Origin of the sequence: Runella sp. MFBS21 (assembly GCF_029433105.1) — a bacterium.
Taxonomy (GTDB): domain Bacteria; phylum Bacteroidota; class Bacteroidia; order Cytophagales; family Spirosomataceae; genus Runella.
Window position 1 is genome coordinate 239346 of the sequence record NZ_JARNTW010000006.1, and the last position, 15738, is coordinate 255083.

18 protein-coding genes are annotated in these 15738 nt (G+C 41.4%); 12 read left to right on the forward strand and 6 right to left on the reverse strand.

Features of this window, described 5'->3' with window-relative positions; genetic code table 11:
- Positions 1–51: 51 nt before the first annotated feature.
- The 6 genes from P1X15_RS15325 to P1X15_RS15350 all read left to right on the forward strand — a co-directional run bounded on the left by P1X15_RS15325 (position 52) and on the right by P1X15_RS15350 (position 5473).
- The gene (locus tag P1X15_RS15325; protein ID WP_277339007.1) at positions 52–930 is read left to right on the forward strand and encodes a class I SAM-dependent methyltransferase; all 879 of its coding nucleotides are present in this window, start codon (positions 52–54) and stop codon (positions 928–930) included.
- A 51-nt stretch (positions 931–981) separates the two neighbouring features.
- Positions 982–1917 carry a hypothetical protein gene (locus tag P1X15_RS15330; RefSeq protein WP_277339008.1) on the forward strand — a complete coding sequence of 312 codons (936 nt, stop codon included), beginning with the start codon at positions 982–984 and terminating at the stop codon, positions 1915–1917.
- Between the two features lie 112 nt (positions 1918–2029).
- Positions 2030–2866: a phytanoyl-CoA dioxygenase family protein gene (locus P1X15_RS15335; RefSeq protein WP_277339009.1), complete on the forward strand. Its 837-nt coding sequence runs from the start codon at positions 2030–2032 to the stop codon at positions 2864–2866.
- The gene (locus tag P1X15_RS15340; protein WP_277339010.1) at positions 2866–3837 is read left to right on the forward strand and encodes a glycosyltransferase family 2 protein; all 972 of its coding nucleotides are present in this window, start codon (positions 2866–2868) and stop codon (positions 3835–3837) included. The genes P1X15_RS15335 and P1X15_RS15340 overlap by 1 nt, the downstream gene beginning before the upstream one ends.
- Entirely contained in the window at positions 3834–4649 is an 816-nt protein-coding gene (locus P1X15_RS15345; RefSeq protein ID WP_277339011.1) for a glycosyltransferase, read from the forward strand. The genes P1X15_RS15340 and P1X15_RS15345 overlap by 4 nt, the downstream gene beginning before the upstream one ends.
- 86 nt (positions 4650–4735) lie before the next feature.
- Positions 4736–5473 (forward strand): glycosyltransferase family 2 protein, encoded by a 738-nt coding sequence (locus P1X15_RS15350; protein WP_277339012.1) that lies wholly within the window; start codon positions 4736–4738, stop codon positions 5471–5473.
- On the opposite strand, the gene P1X15_RS15355 is transcribed toward P1X15_RS15350, so the two are convergent.
- The 5 genes from P1X15_RS15355 to P1X15_RS15375 all read right to left on the reverse strand — a co-directional run bounded on the left by P1X15_RS15355 (position 5470) and on the right by P1X15_RS15375 (position 10518).
- A complete protein-coding gene (locus P1X15_RS15355; protein WP_277339013.1) occupies positions 5470–7377 on the reverse strand; it encodes a hypothetical protein in 1908 nt (635 codons plus the stop codon). The genes P1X15_RS15350 and P1X15_RS15355 overlap by 4 nt on opposite strands.
- A 191-nt stretch (positions 7378–7568) precedes the next feature.
- Positions 7569–9035 carry a TonB-dependent receptor gene (locus tag P1X15_RS15360; RefSeq protein WP_277339014.1) on the reverse strand — a complete coding sequence of 489 codons (1467 nt, stop codon included), beginning with the start codon at positions 9033–9035 and terminating at the stop codon, positions 7569–7571.
- Between the two features lie 140 nt (positions 9036–9175).
- Entirely contained in the window at positions 9176–9394 is a 219-nt protein-coding gene (locus P1X15_RS15365; RefSeq protein ID WP_277339015.1) for a hypothetical protein, read from the reverse strand.
- Between the two features lie 9 nt (positions 9395–9403).
- A complete protein-coding gene (locus tag P1X15_RS15370) occupies positions 9404–9913 on the reverse strand; it encodes a hypothetical protein (protein ID WP_277339016.1) in 510 nt (169 codons plus the stop codon).
- Between the two features lie 29 nt (positions 9914–9942).
- Complete coding sequence (locus P1X15_RS15375; RefSeq protein ID WP_277339017.1) at positions 9943–10518, reverse strand: RNA polymerase sigma factor; 576 nt, start codon at positions 10516–10518, stop codon at positions 9943–9945.
- 108 nt (positions 10519–10626) lie between these two features.
- On the opposite strand from P1X15_RS15375, the gene gatC reads away from it, so the two are divergent.
- The 6 genes from gatC to rlmB all read left to right on the forward strand — a co-directional run bounded on the left by gatC (position 10627) and on the right by rlmB (position 14547).
- Positions 10627–10914, forward strand: coding sequence for an Asp-tRNA(Asn)/Glu-tRNA(Gln) amidotransferase subunit GatC (gene gatC / locus P1X15_RS15380; protein ID WP_277339018.1), 288 nt, complete (start codon positions 10627–10629; stop codon positions 10912–10914).
- A gap of 73 nt (positions 10915–10987) precedes the next feature.
- The gene (locus tag P1X15_RS15385) at positions 10988–11818 is read left to right on the forward strand and encodes an Fpg/Nei family DNA glycosylase (RefSeq protein WP_277339019.1); all 831 of its coding nucleotides are present in this window, start codon (positions 10988–10990) and stop codon (positions 11816–11818) included.
- A gap of 113 nt (positions 11819–11931) precedes the next feature.
- Complete coding sequence (gene rplU / locus P1X15_RS15390) at positions 11932–12243, forward strand: 50S ribosomal protein L21 (protein WP_028663570.1); 312 nt, start codon at positions 11932–11934, stop codon at positions 12241–12243.
- 46 nt (positions 12244–12289) lie between these two features.
- Positions 12290–12550, forward strand: a complete 261-nt coding sequence (rpmA, locus tag P1X15_RS15395) for a 50S ribosomal protein L27 (protein WP_028663569.1) — start codon at positions 12290–12292, stop codon at positions 12548–12550.
- Positions 12551–12713: 163 nt separating this feature from the next.
- Entirely contained in the window at positions 12714–13751 is a 1038-nt protein-coding gene (locus P1X15_RS15400) for a class I SAM-dependent methyltransferase (RefSeq protein ID WP_277339020.1), read from the forward strand.
- A 4-nt stretch (positions 13752–13755) separates the two neighbouring features.
- A complete protein-coding gene (rlmB, locus tag P1X15_RS15405; protein ID WP_277339021.1) occupies positions 13756–14547 on the forward strand; it encodes a 23S rRNA (guanosine(2251)-2'-O)-methyltransferase RlmB in 792 nt (263 codons plus the stop codon).
- Positions 14548–14598: 51 nt separating this feature from the next.
- Here the strand turns inward: rlmB and gmd are convergent, their stop codons facing one another.
- Complete coding sequence (gmd, locus tag P1X15_RS15410; protein ID WP_277339022.1) at positions 14599–15714, reverse strand: GDP-mannose 4,6-dehydratase; 1116 nt, start codon at positions 15712–15714, stop codon at positions 14599–14601.
- Positions 15715–15738: the final 24 nt, after the last annotated feature.

Below are 15738 nucleotides of genomic sequence, written 5' to 3' on the forward strand. Positions count from 1 at the left end.
GTCAACTTTAATGAAGTTAATTTATTTTTGAATCTTTAGAATATCATCATAATGACACGTCAGCAATTCCTTGACTCTTTGGTATGCCCCAAAACGGGACAAAATTTAGAAGTTGCCGAAAATGGCCTTTCTCTTACTGCTCCTGACGGCACTGTATATCCGGTATTGGATTCGGGTATCGTAGACATGGTATATCCACGCGAATTGTTTGAAGACGATGCTCGTGAGCAATATCTATATGATCAAGCATATCAGCGTTATGACCGAGGAGTATCGTGGGTATTTGAGACCTTAAATCACTCGGACGAAGCAGCCACTCGTCAGTTTATGATTGGTTTAATGGACCTCAAACCTGGCCAAACGGTATTGGAAGTAGGCGCTGGTACAGGTAAAGATTCGGCATTGATTATTGACCAAATTAGCCCTGGTGGCACCGCTGTTTTGTCGGATTTATCTCACAACATGCTAAAACTAGCCACCCAAAAGCTACAGCCTAAGGAAGTGAATACTCATTTCTTTTTAGGAAATGGCTCTTATCTTCCTTTTGCAGATGGTACCTTCGATGCAGTGTTTCACTTTGGCGGTATCAATACTTTCTCAGAGCGTAAAAAAGCTTTTGCGGAGCTTACCCGCGTTGTGAAAGTAGGCGGCAAAGTAGTGATTGGCGATGAAAGTATGGCGCCTTGGCTACGCAACAATCCCACCTATGAGATTTTATGGAAGGCCAATCCGCTATTTAGAGCCGAGGTACCTTTCGAAGACTTGCCCAACACGGTCGAGAATTTTAAACTTCACTATATTTTCGGAAACTGCTTTTATGTAATGGAATATACCGTGGCCGCCAAAGCTCCCGAAATCGACATAGAGTTACCTATTCCAGGAAAAGATTTTGTGGATAATTGGCGCATTCGTGCCGAAAAAAGTAACTAAACAGCTTCCGTAAATCAAGCAGCAAAAGCTTATCTGAAATTTTGATTTTATATGTGGCAAAAAAAAGGAGTAATATATAAACCTGACGGTACAATGGCTCATAGCCGTACTCACGCTCAGGTACCGTTTGCGTACAAACACGAAAACTTTTTACGGATTTACTTTTCTTCGCGCGATGACAATGGCCAATCTCGCCCTACCTTTATTGACGTAGATTACGAGGATCCTACCAAAATCATTTATATTCACGACCGCCCTATTTTGGAACTAGGTGGCCCAGGTGAATATGACGAAACAGGCGCGATGCCTGCGTGGTTTGTGGATATGCCCAATGGCGATATTTGGCTCTACTACACAGGCTGGAATCGTACTCATAATTCATATCGCTTATCGATGGGCCTATCGGTAAGTCATGATGGAGGAATTACTTTCAAAAAAATGTTTACGGGTCCAATTATGGATCGCAGTATTCAGAATCCTATTTGGGCAGCACAGCCCTCAGTGATACGCGAAGATGATGGCACTTGGCGCATGTGGTATATCTCCGGACATAAATGCGAGTATATTCATGGCTATCCTGAGCCTTATTACCGTGCGCAATCTGCCACTTCACAAGACGGTATACATTGGAATATCAGCGACATCCCGACTTTAGATTTTGATGATTTTTTGCACGCTGTGGGGCGTCCTAGCGTTTTTAAAGAAGACGGTATTTATAAAATGTATTATTCATATCGCCACACGCGAGACTATCGCACTGACCGCAATCAAAGCTACCGATTGGGATATGCTGAATCATTAGATGGCGAAACTTGGGAACGGAAAGATCATTTAGTAGGTATTGAGAAGTCAGAAAACCCAGAAGACTTTGATTATCAAATGATTGATTACGCCAATTATTATACCCACAACGGCAAAAAGTACTTACTTTACAACGGCAATGGTTTTGGAGCGGCAGGATTTGGGTATGCGATTTGGGAAGATTAAAGATTTGGAACATTTATTGCAGATTTGATTATTGAATTTTGACTAATGTCATTCTTTCAAAGGAATTTGTGAGATAAAATTGGGGGTTGTTAAACCAAAAAATCCAAGTAAGATGTCAACATTAAAAGAACAATTCCGCAGAGAGGGATTTCTCCTCCTTCGTAATTTTTTAGATAAAAGTGTGGTAGAAAATATCTACCGTGAGGCACGTGAAATATTTGCCATCCAGATCAAAAGGGTCACAGGGCGAACGGTAGATATCAACAACCGCGATGAGTTTGAAAATGCAATGTTCGAGTTTTTTGAAAAAGACTTCATAGCATTTCGTAATACCGGCATTACCGTACAGCATAGCCTTTCGCTTCACCGCTTTGCTACCGATGAGAAAATCGTCAATTTACTGAAAGAAATAGGAATCGAACTCCCCGTCATTGGGGCGCGTCCTGCCATGCAATTCAACAGCCGTTTTCTTTCAAAAGATGGTAGTAAACACTGGAAATTGGATGCGCATCAAGATTGGCGTACAGGGCAAGGCTCTCTAGATAGTACTGTTATTTGGTTCCCAATGGTAAATGCAGGCGCTGATTTAGGTGCCTTACAGGTCATTCCCCAAAGCCATAAGTCAGGACTTTTGGCAGCAAGTACTTCAGGCTATCAAGGGGGTATCACTGCTTCTTTAAAAGACGAAGATTTTGTTCAAACTGAGTTTGAAGTAGGTGATTTACTTATTTTTTCTGCCTTTTTAGTACATCAGTCTGGCAACAACATCACCCCTAATATCCGCTGGTCGGTACAGCTTAGATACAACAACCTCTCTGAGCCTACTTTTATTGAAAGAGGGTATCCGATGGCCTATATCTATAAGCCAGAGGCAGAGCTTGTTACTCCTAATTTCCCCACTGTAGAGCAATTAGAAACCGTTTTTGCGGCTCCAACGCCAGTAGTATAATGAAAGTAAGCGTCGTCATTCTCACCTACAATCAAAAAAACTTCATAGGCAAGGCTATTGAAAGCGCCCTTGCCCAAGAAACCAATTTCGATTTCGAAATATTAGTGGGTGATGATTGCTCCACAGATGGCGCGCAAGAAGTGATTCAAGGCTATCAAAATCAGTATCCTGATAAAGTAAAGGCTATTTTGCATTCCAAAAATCTGGGGCAAAATGGCCTTTTCAATACCATCGAAACCCTTAAATTGGCGACCGGAGACTACATTGCGCCAATGGACGGAGACGACTATTGGACTTCACCCCACAAATTACAAATCCAAGTAGACTTCATGGAAGCTAATCCGAGCTTTTCGGCCTGCTTTCACAATGCACTCATTACTTATGAAGATGGTACGCCCTCTCATGAGCTCAACAGCCCAGATCAAAAAACAATTATTACTGTTGAAGATTTGGTAGGCGAAGACGAAATTTGGTTCATGGCTACCTCGGCCGTTATGTTCAAAAACGGCCTCATGTATTACCCCGAATGGTTTTTACAATCTACTAGCGGTGACATACCTAGATACGTCATCCTAGCCAAACAAGGTCCTATTGGGTATGTTTCGGGAGTAATGTCGGTATATCGGAAAAATCGCGGTGGAGCTAGCTTTAGAGATCATTATAAAGATGCTCGTTTTCTTTACAATCGTATCAAAATGTACGAGGGTATCAATAAAGAACTCGGTCAACAATATGATGATTTATTAAAAAGAAACATTGCTCGATATTATAAAATGCTACTCGAAGCTCGTCAATATCAAAAAAGTTATTTTAGACGGGCTAACTTAGCCATAAAATACCTTGAATTGGGAAAACCTGACCGCGAGACCACTAGAGAAGTAGTGAGAGATTATATCATACCCAAATGGATGATGCAAGTTTATAGCTTCTTTGCCCTTCTTCCTCACCGTCTGAAAGAATCATCCCGATGAAAGTAAGCGTCTGTGTCCCGACTTTCAATCATGAGAAATACATTCGGGAAATGATTGAAGGAACCCTGAATCAAAAAACTGACTTTCCGTTTGAAATTGTAATAGGCGACGATGGTTCTACGGATATGGCTCCCGCTATCATCCAAGAGTATGCACAACGGTTTCCTGACATCATCAGAGCGTATTTACATCCTCAAAACTTAGGGCCATCTTTTCCTAAAGAGTTTGCAGGGCGTAACAATGTCCTCTTTTTGTTAAAAGCTTGCCAAGGAGATTATGTAGCTCTGTGTGAAGGAGATGACTACTGGACTGACCCTTATAAACTCCAAAAACAAGTTGATTTTTTAGAATCAAATCCTGATTTTGCGATTTGCCACCACAACTTGAGCGTTATTTATGAAGATGGCTCACCAAGTCATTTCTTCAATCAGCCAGACCAAAAAGCAACATCGACTATTGAAGATTTGTTAGAAGACCGTTGGTTTGTAGGGACGGCCAGTTTAATGTATCGCAATTTTTTCAAAACAGAAGATTTTGCACTCTGGCATCATCGAGCTGCTGCGGGTGATTGGGCTTTAGTAATCCAACTCGCCGCCCAAGGTAAAATCGGATATCTCAACGAAACGATGGGTATTTATCGAAAACATCGTGCGGGGTTGAGCAATATTCATGCGACCTCCAATTTGGATTTTCTTCGTAATCGACGCCAAATGTTTGCAGATGTGAATGAGTGGCTACATTTTAAATACAACGACATTGCTCAAAAAACTATTGAGAAATACGACCATTTGATTCAAGAAATTGGAAATTAGGGCAAAATAAAAGAGTTTTGCACCCACAAGAGTCGTCAAAATACGAAGGCTCCAAATTGCCTCTCACTCATTCATGATGTAGATAAATGAAATTAAGTGTTGTTATTCCTGCCTATAACGAACAAGATTCTCTGCCCCAAACCTTGCAGACGCTCTATGCTTCTTTATCCAAACATAATATTCCCCACGAAATTTGGGTTACAAACGACAACTCCAAAGACAATACCCTCGAAGTTTTAAATAATCTATCAAAAGAAATACCCACCTTGGTGTATGAAACCAATCTTGGCCCTAACGGGTTTGGATATGCGGTGCGTTATGGATTGGAGCGTTTTTCGGGTGATTGCGTAGCGGTCTTTATGGCCGACCTTTCCGATGATCCCGAAGACTTGGTAAAGTTTTATAAAAAAATGTTGGAAGGAAACTACGATGCTGTATTTGGAAGTCGCTGGGGTAAAGGAGGGAAAGTATATGACTATCCTACGGTAAAAAAGGTAGTGAACCGTCTCGCCAACTTTATCATTCGGATGGTAATGGGAATCAAATACAACGACACCACCAACGCCTTCAAGCTCTATAAACGTGAGACAATGGAAGGGCTCAAACCTTTTCTTTCACCCCATTTCAACCTTACTGTAGAGCTTCCCCTCAAAACAATCGTGAGAGGATACTCATACGCTGTGGTTCCAAACAGCTGGACCAATCGTAAATTCGGAGAATCTAAATTAAAAATCAAAGAAATGGGTAGTCGCTATTTCTTTATTTTGATGTATTGCTTTATTGAAAAGTTCTTCTCTCGCGGTGATTACCGCAAAAAAAGCTAGTTGGTCTCAACTTTTATGGTTGCACCTCCATTTTCTGACACTATACCCGTACCACAAGTATTGTTTACGGAAGTCACTTTGTACTCAGTAGTTGTACGGGGATTGACAGTAAGCTGATAAGGATTAATAAAAGTACCCGTCACTGCTGAGCCATCAGACAACGTAAAAGACCAAGGTGGAAGGCCATTTTTAAAAGAAACTTTTATACGCGCAGCCCCTCCCGGACGAATCACAGCCCCTCCCGTCACGATTGCTTGCGCTGCATTTGGCATCATTACATTGATAGTAGTAGGTGTGCCTTCTACGAAGGGGTCAGTAGATATTACACGTATTTGTTGGCTAGTAAGGGTATCTTTCAAAAAAGGAGGAAGAATTTTTGCTCTCAATGAACTTGTGCCACCTATGGTTTGCATATTAATCCACTTACCACTTGTATCGGTCATTTGGACAATAAATTTATTGGCGTTGTTGAAACGCCCTGTGGTCGTAAAAGGTACCGAAATCTCCGTTCCTGAGCAGATTGTCTTATCTGCAAGGCTGCCAGTTGTAATCGTAGACGGGGGAATCTTCACTTTTACAAGCGCACTTCCTGAAAAATTACCTACTCCACAAAAACCACCCGCTGATGAAATCGTATAGGTAGTAGGATTGTAAGGAGACACCCTAATCGGATAAGGAGTAGAACGAATGTCATTTTGGTAAGTACCATCCGAAAGCAATACAAACCACGGCCCTCCCCCTTCAAAATCAAGGGTAAGTTCGGTAGATTCGCCTTCTCCTACCTGCAGCGTATCCCTGCGTAGTCGCGCTGTAGCAGGTGCCGAAATAGCCACATCCACGGTATCGCTCGAAATAGTAGGAAACGTAGAAACTACCCTAAGTTTATAAAGACCAGGCGTCAAGGTAGAGGGTACTTGCGTCATAATCGGGCTTTGGGAAGCCAAGGCCGATAAATTTGAGAAGTTTTCGCCGGTCGAATCACTCAACTGTACCACAAACCCATTACCAGCATTGAACTTACCTGTAGCGTTGAAATTGATCTGAAAAGGAGTACTCGTACACACCCGAAATCCCGCCCGAGGTACGGCTTTAAGCGCAATCACCGGAAGCGTATCCTGACTTACTTGTACCACTACTTCTCCAGAAGTACTACCACTCCCACAAGCATTGGAGACAGATGTTACTTTGAAGGTACTGGTTTGACTAGGAGCTAGGTGAGAGATATAAGGATTGATAAAGGAATTGGCAACCGTTGTTCCATCTGAAAGCGTAAAAGACCAAGGAGCGGCTCCTGTAAGCATTACACGATAAGCCGCTAGCTGCCCCGGCCCAATCTTAGCAATCGAACTTCCATCGTTGAGTTCCATACGAGCATGAGCAAAAGGCAGTACCATCAATCGCGTAGTCCGACTAATCGTATTGGGATGAGTGGATACAAGCCGAATACCAACAGAACCTGTGCGGTCGGAAGGTAAAGTAAATCGAATCGGGCTTTCGTGAATAGAGTCTAAGACATTTACAAACTTTCCCGCTACATTGGTCATTTGTAAAATAAACTCATTTTTATCTTCAAATTTCCCTTTAGTCTCAAAAGGAATCAAGATAGTACTTCCAGGGCATACATACATATGAGACAAATCCCCAATTACGACTTCCGAACTATTTTCTTCTGCCATAGCCCGAAAGGTGGTATCTTTCTGAAGTGCAGCGGGCTTGATGGTATCTTTGCGAGATGAAAAATTAAAGTCTGTAATAATCCGTCCCGAATCTTTCGGGTTTTTACGAAGAGTATCTTGGGATAAAATGTTTTTGCTATACTTGGCGAGAACGTCCCTTTCTCCCAGCCACCACAACCCTACACTTGTCCAAGTGAAAACAAGACAACTAATAATGAATTTGTGCATACTTTTTTGGAAATATTAGCACAAAATTAAGATTTAAGGCGTTTTTTCAAAAGGAGGAAGCTCAAAATCAAACAAATACTTCTCTACCACATTTGACTAAGTAGTCCAAAAATCACCCCTATTTTGCCCTTATTCTATTAAATTCTCGGTTTGAAAAAATACAAAGCTCTCCCAAACCAAGAGTTATTTCATCATAAATTTCCTACGGCTTGGTGAATACGAGCCGCTTGTTTAGGCTCAAATACTACACAAGGAAATCCAAAAAGACATTTGTTTTTAATCATTTCAGCCACTTCTACCGGAACACTTTCTTCCCAACCCGGTTCCCCACGCTTGATAAGTTCCAAGACTCGGTCGGTAGAAATACGGAGATTTTCTTCGTTGAAATCACGAATATCTTCGATTTTGTCGTTGCAAATCAAATAATTAAACAAAGGCTGAAGGTTGGTAGGAAGTTCAAAATTTTGACAGGTAAACATTTTTCCTGCTTTGATAGTGGGATATACAAAAAGCTTCACATTTCGACTAAACAGTGTCGAAAAAGACTCCAAAATACCACCAGGCAAATTTTGATAATAACTTTCTTCAAAAATATACTCCAAGTTGGGGACACCTACTACTAATCCAATCTTAACACGGGTAGTTTTTGCCAAAAACGCTACCAATCGATGATACTCTTGGTAATTGGAAATCATTACCGTTTGGCCAATCGAACTCAAAATATCTACCCTATCCAAGAAGTCTTTTTCGTTGATATCTTGCTCACCTCCCCTTAGATTTTGGAGCGTAAGCTCGGCCACCATTACTACTTTCTTTTCATCTACGTCTGGCTCAGCCTTGAATTGTTTGAGGCCATTGCGAAGCATATCTACGTGTACATTGGTAATGGGTCGGAGTCGGCCTCTCAAGAGCAAGATATGTTTTTTGTAAAGTGCTTCTGAAGGCTGTAACACTTGTCCGTCAGGGCCAAACATGGCTACCTCTGTGAAACCATGCTTTACCAAATACAAACTTAGCAGGCGATTGTCAACATGCTTAAAGTCGGGTCCTTGAATCCGAATCATGTCTATCTGAACACGGTCTAGACTTAAATCATCCATCAACGACAAAAGCAATGTCTCTGGTGATTTGTAATAATAAAAACAGGCATATATCAAATTAACCCCAATCACCCCTAAGGCTTGCTGCTGCATAATACTATCATTATCAAGCATTTTGATATGAATCACTACATCATTGTAAGGGGCGCGAGGAGTCAATTGAAAACGCAACCCCAGCCAACCATGTCCTTCGTTGCTTTTTTGATAATTAAGGGCTACTACAGTATTGGCAAAAGCAAAAAACAAACTATCAGCACCTCGTTTTTCAGCCAATCGCTGTTCTACCAAATCGTATTCATGCTGAATCATTTTCATCAATCGCGACTCCACTACATAGCGCCCGCTTGGTTCAGGGCCGTAGATTTCGTCACTGAATTTCATATCATAAGCCGACATGGTTTTGGCAATAGTACCCGAAGCACCACCTGCCTTAAAAAAATTGGCAGCGGTATCTTGTCCCGCTCCAATTTCAGCAAAAGAGCCATAAATACGCCTATCAAGATTGATTTTAAGCGCTTTTTGTTTAGTCCCGAGGTTTTTATCGTGTTTGACGCTCATAGGAAAGTAGTTTGGTGGCGCATTGAGATTTTAACTTTTTAAGTTTTTTTATAACAATACCCCGAATGCAACCTGTATTTTCTGCCTTCTACAAAAATACAACAAACTCCCCAATACCCATGCTACTAATTTGGAAGAAGCTACTCTTCTGGCGAGGTAAAATAAGCAATTACAGAGTACATAACCCCTACCAAAGCTACTCTGAAAACCCACTGAATAAGCACGTCGCTTAGCGAATTAGCATGCTCTTTGGCTTCAATAAAAGCATACACACAATAGCCCAATGTAATCATAAACAACCCCCATCCTGCTAAGGAATAAGGCTTAAAAAAAATCGTTTTCCTCTCAAACCATTTCATTTGTCTCGGTTATTTTAAGTGTTCTATGCGTTTAAGTCTTTCCATATCTTGCATTGACTTTTCAATCATATTTTCGGTGACTGCATAAAAACCGATAATAAGTGCTACACTCATGCCGATTCCAATCAGAAAAAGATTCCAAAAACGTAATTTTATGGTAATAACCAACTCATTGCTATTTTTATCATAAATGATATTGAGCAATGAAAGTAGGTTCATACCAGCGGCTATCAAAGGAAAAAGAAAAAAAAGCAGGGGTGAAAACCATCCTCCGTGGGCTCTATCAAATACCGTAAGGGTATCAAAAAAAGTATCTACCACGTGATTGTCGGATTTAAAAATTTCCTTCATTCCCAAAAACGCCAATAAAAGCAACGGAAATAAAACAAGCCACCATCCAATAGCAGCCGATTTTCGAGTATTAAGTATCGGCACCTTTAGATACGCTTGGTGTTGAGTCGCTGGAGTGGGCTTTTTTAAGCCTTGCATTTTTTTTTCAAACTCTTCGTGATTTTCCATTGTCTCTATTTCTTTGGCTAATAAAAACCTTAACTCATCTTTTTTCTTAATATCTCTAATCCTCGCGACAATAGCGATTTGACCGTCCCTTCTGGTTTTTCTAAAATAGCACTGATTTCAAGTATGCTTTTTTCTTCAAAATATTTTAGAGAAATTACTTCTTGGTATTTCACATCAAGCTTTTTCAATTGGTTTTGAACCTCATTAAAGGCTTCAAACTGTTCTGTATCTCGTTCTGCTTCTTGTCGTTCTTTGTCAAATACAACCAATAACTCTCGATCCGAAATTACTTCATGAGAAAGCTGCCCAAATAGGTCGGGGCGATATTTTTGATTTCTAAAAAAGAGATTGATTTCATTCGTTGCAATTTTATAAAGCCATGCGGAAACAGAATGCCCTTCAAACCTGTAATGTTTAATATTTAGATAAGCTTTTAGAAAAGTTTCGGCTGCGATGTCGCGAGCTATATCATAATCACCCACTCTACGAAAAGCGTACCCAAAAATTTTTGAGTAAAATGCGTCGTAGATTTCACCAAAAACCTGAGTATCGTTTTTGTCAAATACCTTAAAGTCAACTGTATTGATTTTCAAACTTAAAGCCATTTGATTGTATAATACACTCTTTATCGAAAAGTTGCAGTCTGAAGGTTAAATTCTTAGTTGTTTGCCCTAATTGAGGAGATTCTCTTAATTTTGTAAAAATTTAAGCCGATGCAAATAGACAAAGAGACTCTCCATAAAATCGCCAACTTAGCCCGTTTGGAAATCAAGCCCGAAGAAGAAGCTCCTCTCCTTCAAAGCTTAGAAAACGTACTCTCTTGGATGGAGCAACTCAACGAATTAGATACCGACAATGTCCCCCCACTTACGCACATCTCATCCGAAATCAACGTAATGCGCGAAGATGTGGTGGGTCAGCACCTTCCACGGGAGCAAGGTCTCAGCAATGCCCCTTCGCAAGACGGTGTGTATTTTAAAGTCCCCAAAGTGATTGAATAACAACCGTAAAAAAATTCAGATTCTCGAATCAAGTTTGTCGGTTTTGAGTTTTCTATTGTAAACTCAAACGTTTATGCCCGAACTACCCGAAGTCGAAACATACCGTCGTTATTTTGAAGCTACTTCACTTCATCAGGTGATTGAGGCGATTGAGGTGGAAGACTCCAAACTACTCACTACCGACTATGCCACCCTTACCGAAGCACTAATTGGAGCCTGTTTTGTACAGACTCAGCGAGTAGGTAAAAATTTGTTTGTAACTACTGACCAAGGCCCTATTCTTCGATTTCATTTTGGAATGACGGGCGATTTGGAATATTATCATTCGTCGATTTCACGTCCACGTCATGCCCGTATTGTCTTTATATTCCGCTCAGGTTTCAATTTAGGGTTTATTTGTCCGCGCAAATTTGAACGCATTGCACTAGTAGAAGATATTCCTACGTTTTTAAAAGAGAAAAAAATTGCACCTGACGCGCTTACTATTAGTTTGGAGCAACTCAACCATAACATCCGTCAAAAGAAAAGCATGATTAAACCCATTCTACTTGACCAAAGTACGGTAGCGGGTATCGGCAATTGGATTGTAGATGATGTGCTTTTTCAGGCCAAAATTCACCCTGAAAGACTCAGCCAAAGTCTTAGTAATGAAGAAGTAGAGCGTATTTTTTTCGCTATTAGGCTTGTCTTGGAAACGGCAATAGAACAAGAAGCAAACTATGGAATGTTTCCCAAAAGCTTCTTAATTCATGCCCGAGAGTGGGCTCCATCCCCCTATGAAGAAGCCTTACGACACAGACTCTGCCCTTGTGGCAAAGTAGAAATACAGCAATCGCAAGTCGGTGGACGAACTACGTATTTTTGTCCCCTTTGTCAAACTATTCCCTCAAATAATAGAAAGTAGCTCCAAATAGCTACACTTTTTTTAGATTTTGATAAAAATAAATTGCTAATTTTTATCAAAACCACTATTTTTGCACTCCATTTTTGGAAAAAACTGATTTAATCCCAATCATCATGTACGCAATCGTAGAAATCGCGGGACAGCAATTTAAAGTAGAAGAGGGCCAACAAATCTTTACCAACCGTTTGGAAGGAGATGTGGACGCTGCACTCGTGTTTGACAAAGTATTGCTAGTGGACAATGCAGGTACCATTAGCATAGGCGCACCGACGGTAACCGGTGCCAGTGTAAAAGCCACTGTTGTAGAGCACCTTAAAGGTGAAAAAGTAATCGTTTTCAAGAAAAAACGTCGCAAAGGCTACGTAAAGAAAAACGGTCACCGTCAAGCTCTTACAAAAGTAAAAATTGACGCAATCGTAGGCTAATTTACTTCAATCAATAGCGTTTTAAAATTTTAAAATACTTAAAGAAATGGCACACAAGAAAGGTGTAGGTAGTTCGAAAAACGGCCGCGAATCGGAAAGTAAGCGCCTTGGCGTTAAAATCTTCGGAGGCCAATCTGCCGTAGCTGGTAATATCATCGTGCGTCAGCGTGGTACTAAGTATCACCCAGGCCGCAACGTTGGTGTTGGCCGCGACTATACGCTCTTTGCTTTAGCAGATGGTACTGTAAAATTCTCTCGTGGACGTGACAACAAGTCTTTTGTTCACATTGAATTGGCAGAAGCCTAAATCATAGAGTGATTATTGTTGTAGTTGATTAATTCAATCATTTACAACTACATTAGAGAAAACTTGGTAAAAAACCCGCTTGAAAATTCAAGCGGGTTTTTTGCTAGTTGTTTGCGTTTTTAATCGGGGAAGTCTACCTTCCATTTCCGAAAGCTCCTTATCTATGCAACTTCGCGTCGCTCCCGAAAATCCGCTCGAATGGCTAGCCCTCAAGACCAATCAGGTTCCCATTCCGTTGTTACATATTCAAATGTACTTTGTGATGGCCAAAGCAGTGATGGAAGCAGCCGAAGCCGGGGTTTTTGACACTATCGAAAAAGGCCAAGATACTACCAAACGCATAGCGCACTCTTGCAATCTGCACGAAGGTGCATTGGAACAATTGCTCACTCTTTTGGTTTCGATGGAATATTTAAGCTATAGCCAAGGGCAATTTTCTTTGACTCCAATGGCAAAAAAATGGATTGCTCCCGATAGCCCACATTCTGTACATGCGATTGCACTCTACAATAATCACGTGGCTTGGGAATGGGTAAGTCAGCTAGGGCAGTATTTACGAACAGGACAAGGGATGGAATCGCATGAAGTATTTAGCGAAACGCAATGGAAGCTTTATCAAGATGCCATGACCGCCGTAGCTCGCTCCGAAGTCAGAGAGTTTGTACAAAGAGTACCTATCTCTAAAAAAGCTACTCACTTACTCGACATCGGTGGAGCAAACGGCCAATATGTGGCTGCTCTTTGTCGAAAGTACTCTACATTGCAAGCCACTATTCTGGATTTACCAGAAGCGCTAGATAAAGCATCTCCTGTGACTGGCTTGACAAATCGCATTTCATATATCGCAGGCAATGCGCTCACCACATCCCTCAGCCCTGATACCTATGATGTAATATTACTTTCAAACGTAGCACATCATTTTACGGAGCAACAAAACAAAGATTTAACGCAACGAATCGCTCACGCTCTTCGCAAAGGAGGTATATTTATCATCAATGAATTTATACGTCCTTCTTTACAACGTAGAGCTGAGCTGGTCGGCAGTTCAAGCAATTTATTTTTTGGCTTGACAAGTACTTCAGGCAACTGGACTGTGAATGAAATCCAATCTTGGCAACAATCCGCAGGACTTAAAATTCATAAAACAATACACTATTTCACCATACCCGGAATGGCAATGGTGACTGCTAAAAAACTTTAAAACTATGGCATTTCAAAAAGACGGTTATCCTCCTAAAAGGACATTTCATACTACAAAACCCGTAGATAAAGCCCGCGAAAAAGAATTAGTATTTGGTATACAGTCGGTAGCGGAAGCGATTCGTGCAGGACAAGAGATTGACAAAATCATGATTTATCGTGAGCAAAACTTCAACGAAATCCAGCAATTAGCCGCCGAACGCGAGATTCCAGTACAACGCGTTCCGATGGAAAAGCTCAACCAAATTACGCGTAAAAATCATCAAGGGGTCATCGCTTTTATGTCGGCGATTCGTTATGTTTCGCTACACAATATTTTAGCTACTATCTTCGAAAAAGGAGAAGTACCTCTGCTATTATTGCTTGATCGTATCACGGATGTACGCAACTTTGGAGCCATTGCGCGTACTGCCGAATGCATGGGAGTGCACGCTATTGTGGTCCCGATGCGTGGCGCTGCACAAATCAACAGCGACGCTCTCAAAACATCCTCTGGCGCTCTCAATTATTTGCCAGTTTGTCGCGAAAACAATTTAATAGATGCCGTTCAATATTTACAAGATAGCGGCGTACAGATAGTAGTATGTACCGAAAAAGCGAGTCAAATTGTAAGTAATATTGATTTTGCCAGCCCCACAGCCATCGTTATGGGGTCAGAAGAAGATGGGGTATCTCCCGACCTTATTCGACGCGCAAATATGACCATCAAAATCCCAATGATTGGAAAGGTATCATCCCTAAACGTATCAGTAGCAGCAGGGATGGTGATTTATGAAGCCGCAAGGCAGCGTAGCTAATCAATCAGTCAATCGCCCTGCCATAGCCAAGGCGATTGACTTTAGGCTCTATTACTCGTAATATTTGAGAGTGCGGTGTCCTTCTTTTTCGAGCAACTGGTCACGTTTGAAAATTTCAATATCCGAAGCCACCATTTCTTTCACAAGTGCTGGTAGGTCATATTTTGGTTCCCAGCCAAGTTTGGTTTTAGCCTTGGTAGGATCACCTATCAACAAATCTACTTCCGTAGGGCGGAAGTAACGAGGGTCAATACCCACCACTTCTTTGCCCACTGAAAGTGAATAAGCGGGATTGTTGGATTTGAGTACAATTGCGGTCTCTTCTACTCCCTCTCCTCTAAATTCTAGCTCCACTCCTACTTCCGCAAAAGCCATTCGTACAAAATCCCGGATTCGTGTAGTAACTCCCGTCGCGATTACAAAATCCTCTGGTGTATCTTGCTGAAGCATCCGCCACATTGCTTCTACATAATCTTTGGCATGACCCCAGTCGCGTTGAGCATCAAGGTTACCCAAATACATTTTGTCTTGCAAACCTAGTGCAATCCTAGCCACTGCCCGGGTGATTTTGCGAGTTACGAAAGTCTCCCCTCTCAACGGCGATTCGTGATTAAATAAGATACCGTTGACGGCATACATGTCATAGGCTTCACGGTAATTGACCGTAATCCAATAACCATATAGTTTAGCTACAGCATAAGGCGAACGAGGGTAAAAAGGTGTTGTCTCAGATTGAGGAACTGCCTGTACCAGCCCATATAGTTCCGAAGTAGACGCCTGATAGACACGTGTTTTCTTGGTCAACCCTAGCAGTCTAACTGCTTCCAAAATACGCATCGTACCCAAGCCGTCCACTTGAGCGGTATATTCGGGTTCCTCAAAACTCACCCTCACGTGAGACTGCGCACCAAGGTTATATATTTCGTCTGGCTGAATCTCCTGAATAAGGCGAATCACATTGGTAGAATCTGAGAGATCCCCATAATGCAAATGAAGACGAACGCCCTTATCATGAGGATCTTCGTAAAGATGATCGATACGCTGGGTGTTGAAGAGAGAACTTCTACGCTTAATTCCGTGTACTTCATATCCTTTTTCTAACAACAGCTCTGTCAAATAGGCGCCGTCTTGGCCAGTAATACCCGTAATGAGTGCCCGTTTTTTCATATTAGTAACAATGCCGCCCTGCGA

Coding starts and splice junctions, on each gene's coding strand:
- P1X15_RS15400 (WP_277339020.1), top strand. CDS start 12,714: ATGCAACTTCGCGTCGCTCCCGAAAATCCGCTCGAATGGCTAGCCCTC.
- rpmA (WP_028663569.1), top strand. CDS start 12,290: ATGGCACACAAGAAAGGTGTAGGTAGTTCGAAAAACGGCCGCGAATCG.
- P1X15_RS15345 (WP_277339011.1), top strand. CDS start 3,834: ATGAAAGTAAGCGTCTGTGTCCCGACTTTCAATCATGAGAAATACATT.
- P1X15_RS15340 (WP_277339010.1), top strand. CDS start 2,866: ATGAAAGTAAGCGTCGTCATTCTCACCTACAATCAAAAAAACTTCATA.
- gmd (WP_277339022.1), bottom strand. CDS start 15,714: ATGAAAAAACGGGCACTCATTACGGGTATTACTGGCCAAGACGGCGCC.
- P1X15_RS15385 (WP_277339019.1), top strand. CDS start 10,988: ATGCCCGAACTACCCGAAGTCGAAACATACCGTCGTTATTTTGAAGCT.
- P1X15_RS15330 (WP_277339008.1), top strand. CDS start 982: ATGTGGCAAAAAAAAGGAGTAATATATAAACCTGACGGTACAATGGCT.
- P1X15_RS15325 (WP_277339007.1), top strand. CDS start 52: ATGACACGTCAGCAATTCCTTGACTCTTTGGTATGCCCCAAAACGGGA.
- P1X15_RS15335 (WP_277339009.1), top strand. CDS start 2,030: ATGTCAACATTAAAAGAACAATTCCGCAGAGAGGGATTTCTCCTCCTT.
- gatC (WP_277339018.1), top strand. CDS start 10,627: ATGCAAATAGACAAAGAGACTCTCCATAAAATCGCCAACTTAGCCCGT.
- P1X15_RS15355 (WP_277339013.1), bottom strand. CDS start 7,377: ATGCACAAATTCATTATTAGTTGTCTTGTTTTCACTTGGACAAGTGTA.
- rlmB (WP_277339021.1), top strand. CDS start 13,756: ATGGCATTTCAAAAAGACGGTTATCCTCCTAAAAGGACATTTCATACT.
- P1X15_RS15375 (WP_277339017.1), bottom strand. CDS start 10,518: ATGGCTTTAAGTTTGAAAATCAATACAGTTGACTTTAAGGTATTTGAC.
- P1X15_RS15365 (WP_277339015.1), bottom strand. CDS start 9,394: ATGAAATGGTTTGAGAGGAAAACGATTTTTTTTAAGCCTTATTCCTTA.
- P1X15_RS15370 (WP_277339016.1), bottom strand. CDS start 9,913: ATGGAAAATCACGAAGAGTTTGAAAAAAAAATGCAAGGCTTAAAAAAG.
- P1X15_RS15360 (WP_277339014.1), bottom strand. CDS start 9,035: ATGAGCGTCAAACACGATAAAAACCTCGGGACTAAACAAAAAGCGCTT.
- P1X15_RS15350 (WP_277339012.1), top strand. CDS start 4,736: ATGAAATTAAGTGTTGTTATTCCTGCCTATAACGAACAAGATTCTCTG.
- rplU (WP_028663570.1), top strand. CDS start 11,932: ATGTACGCAATCGTAGAAATCGCGGGACAGCAATTTAAAGTAGAAGAG.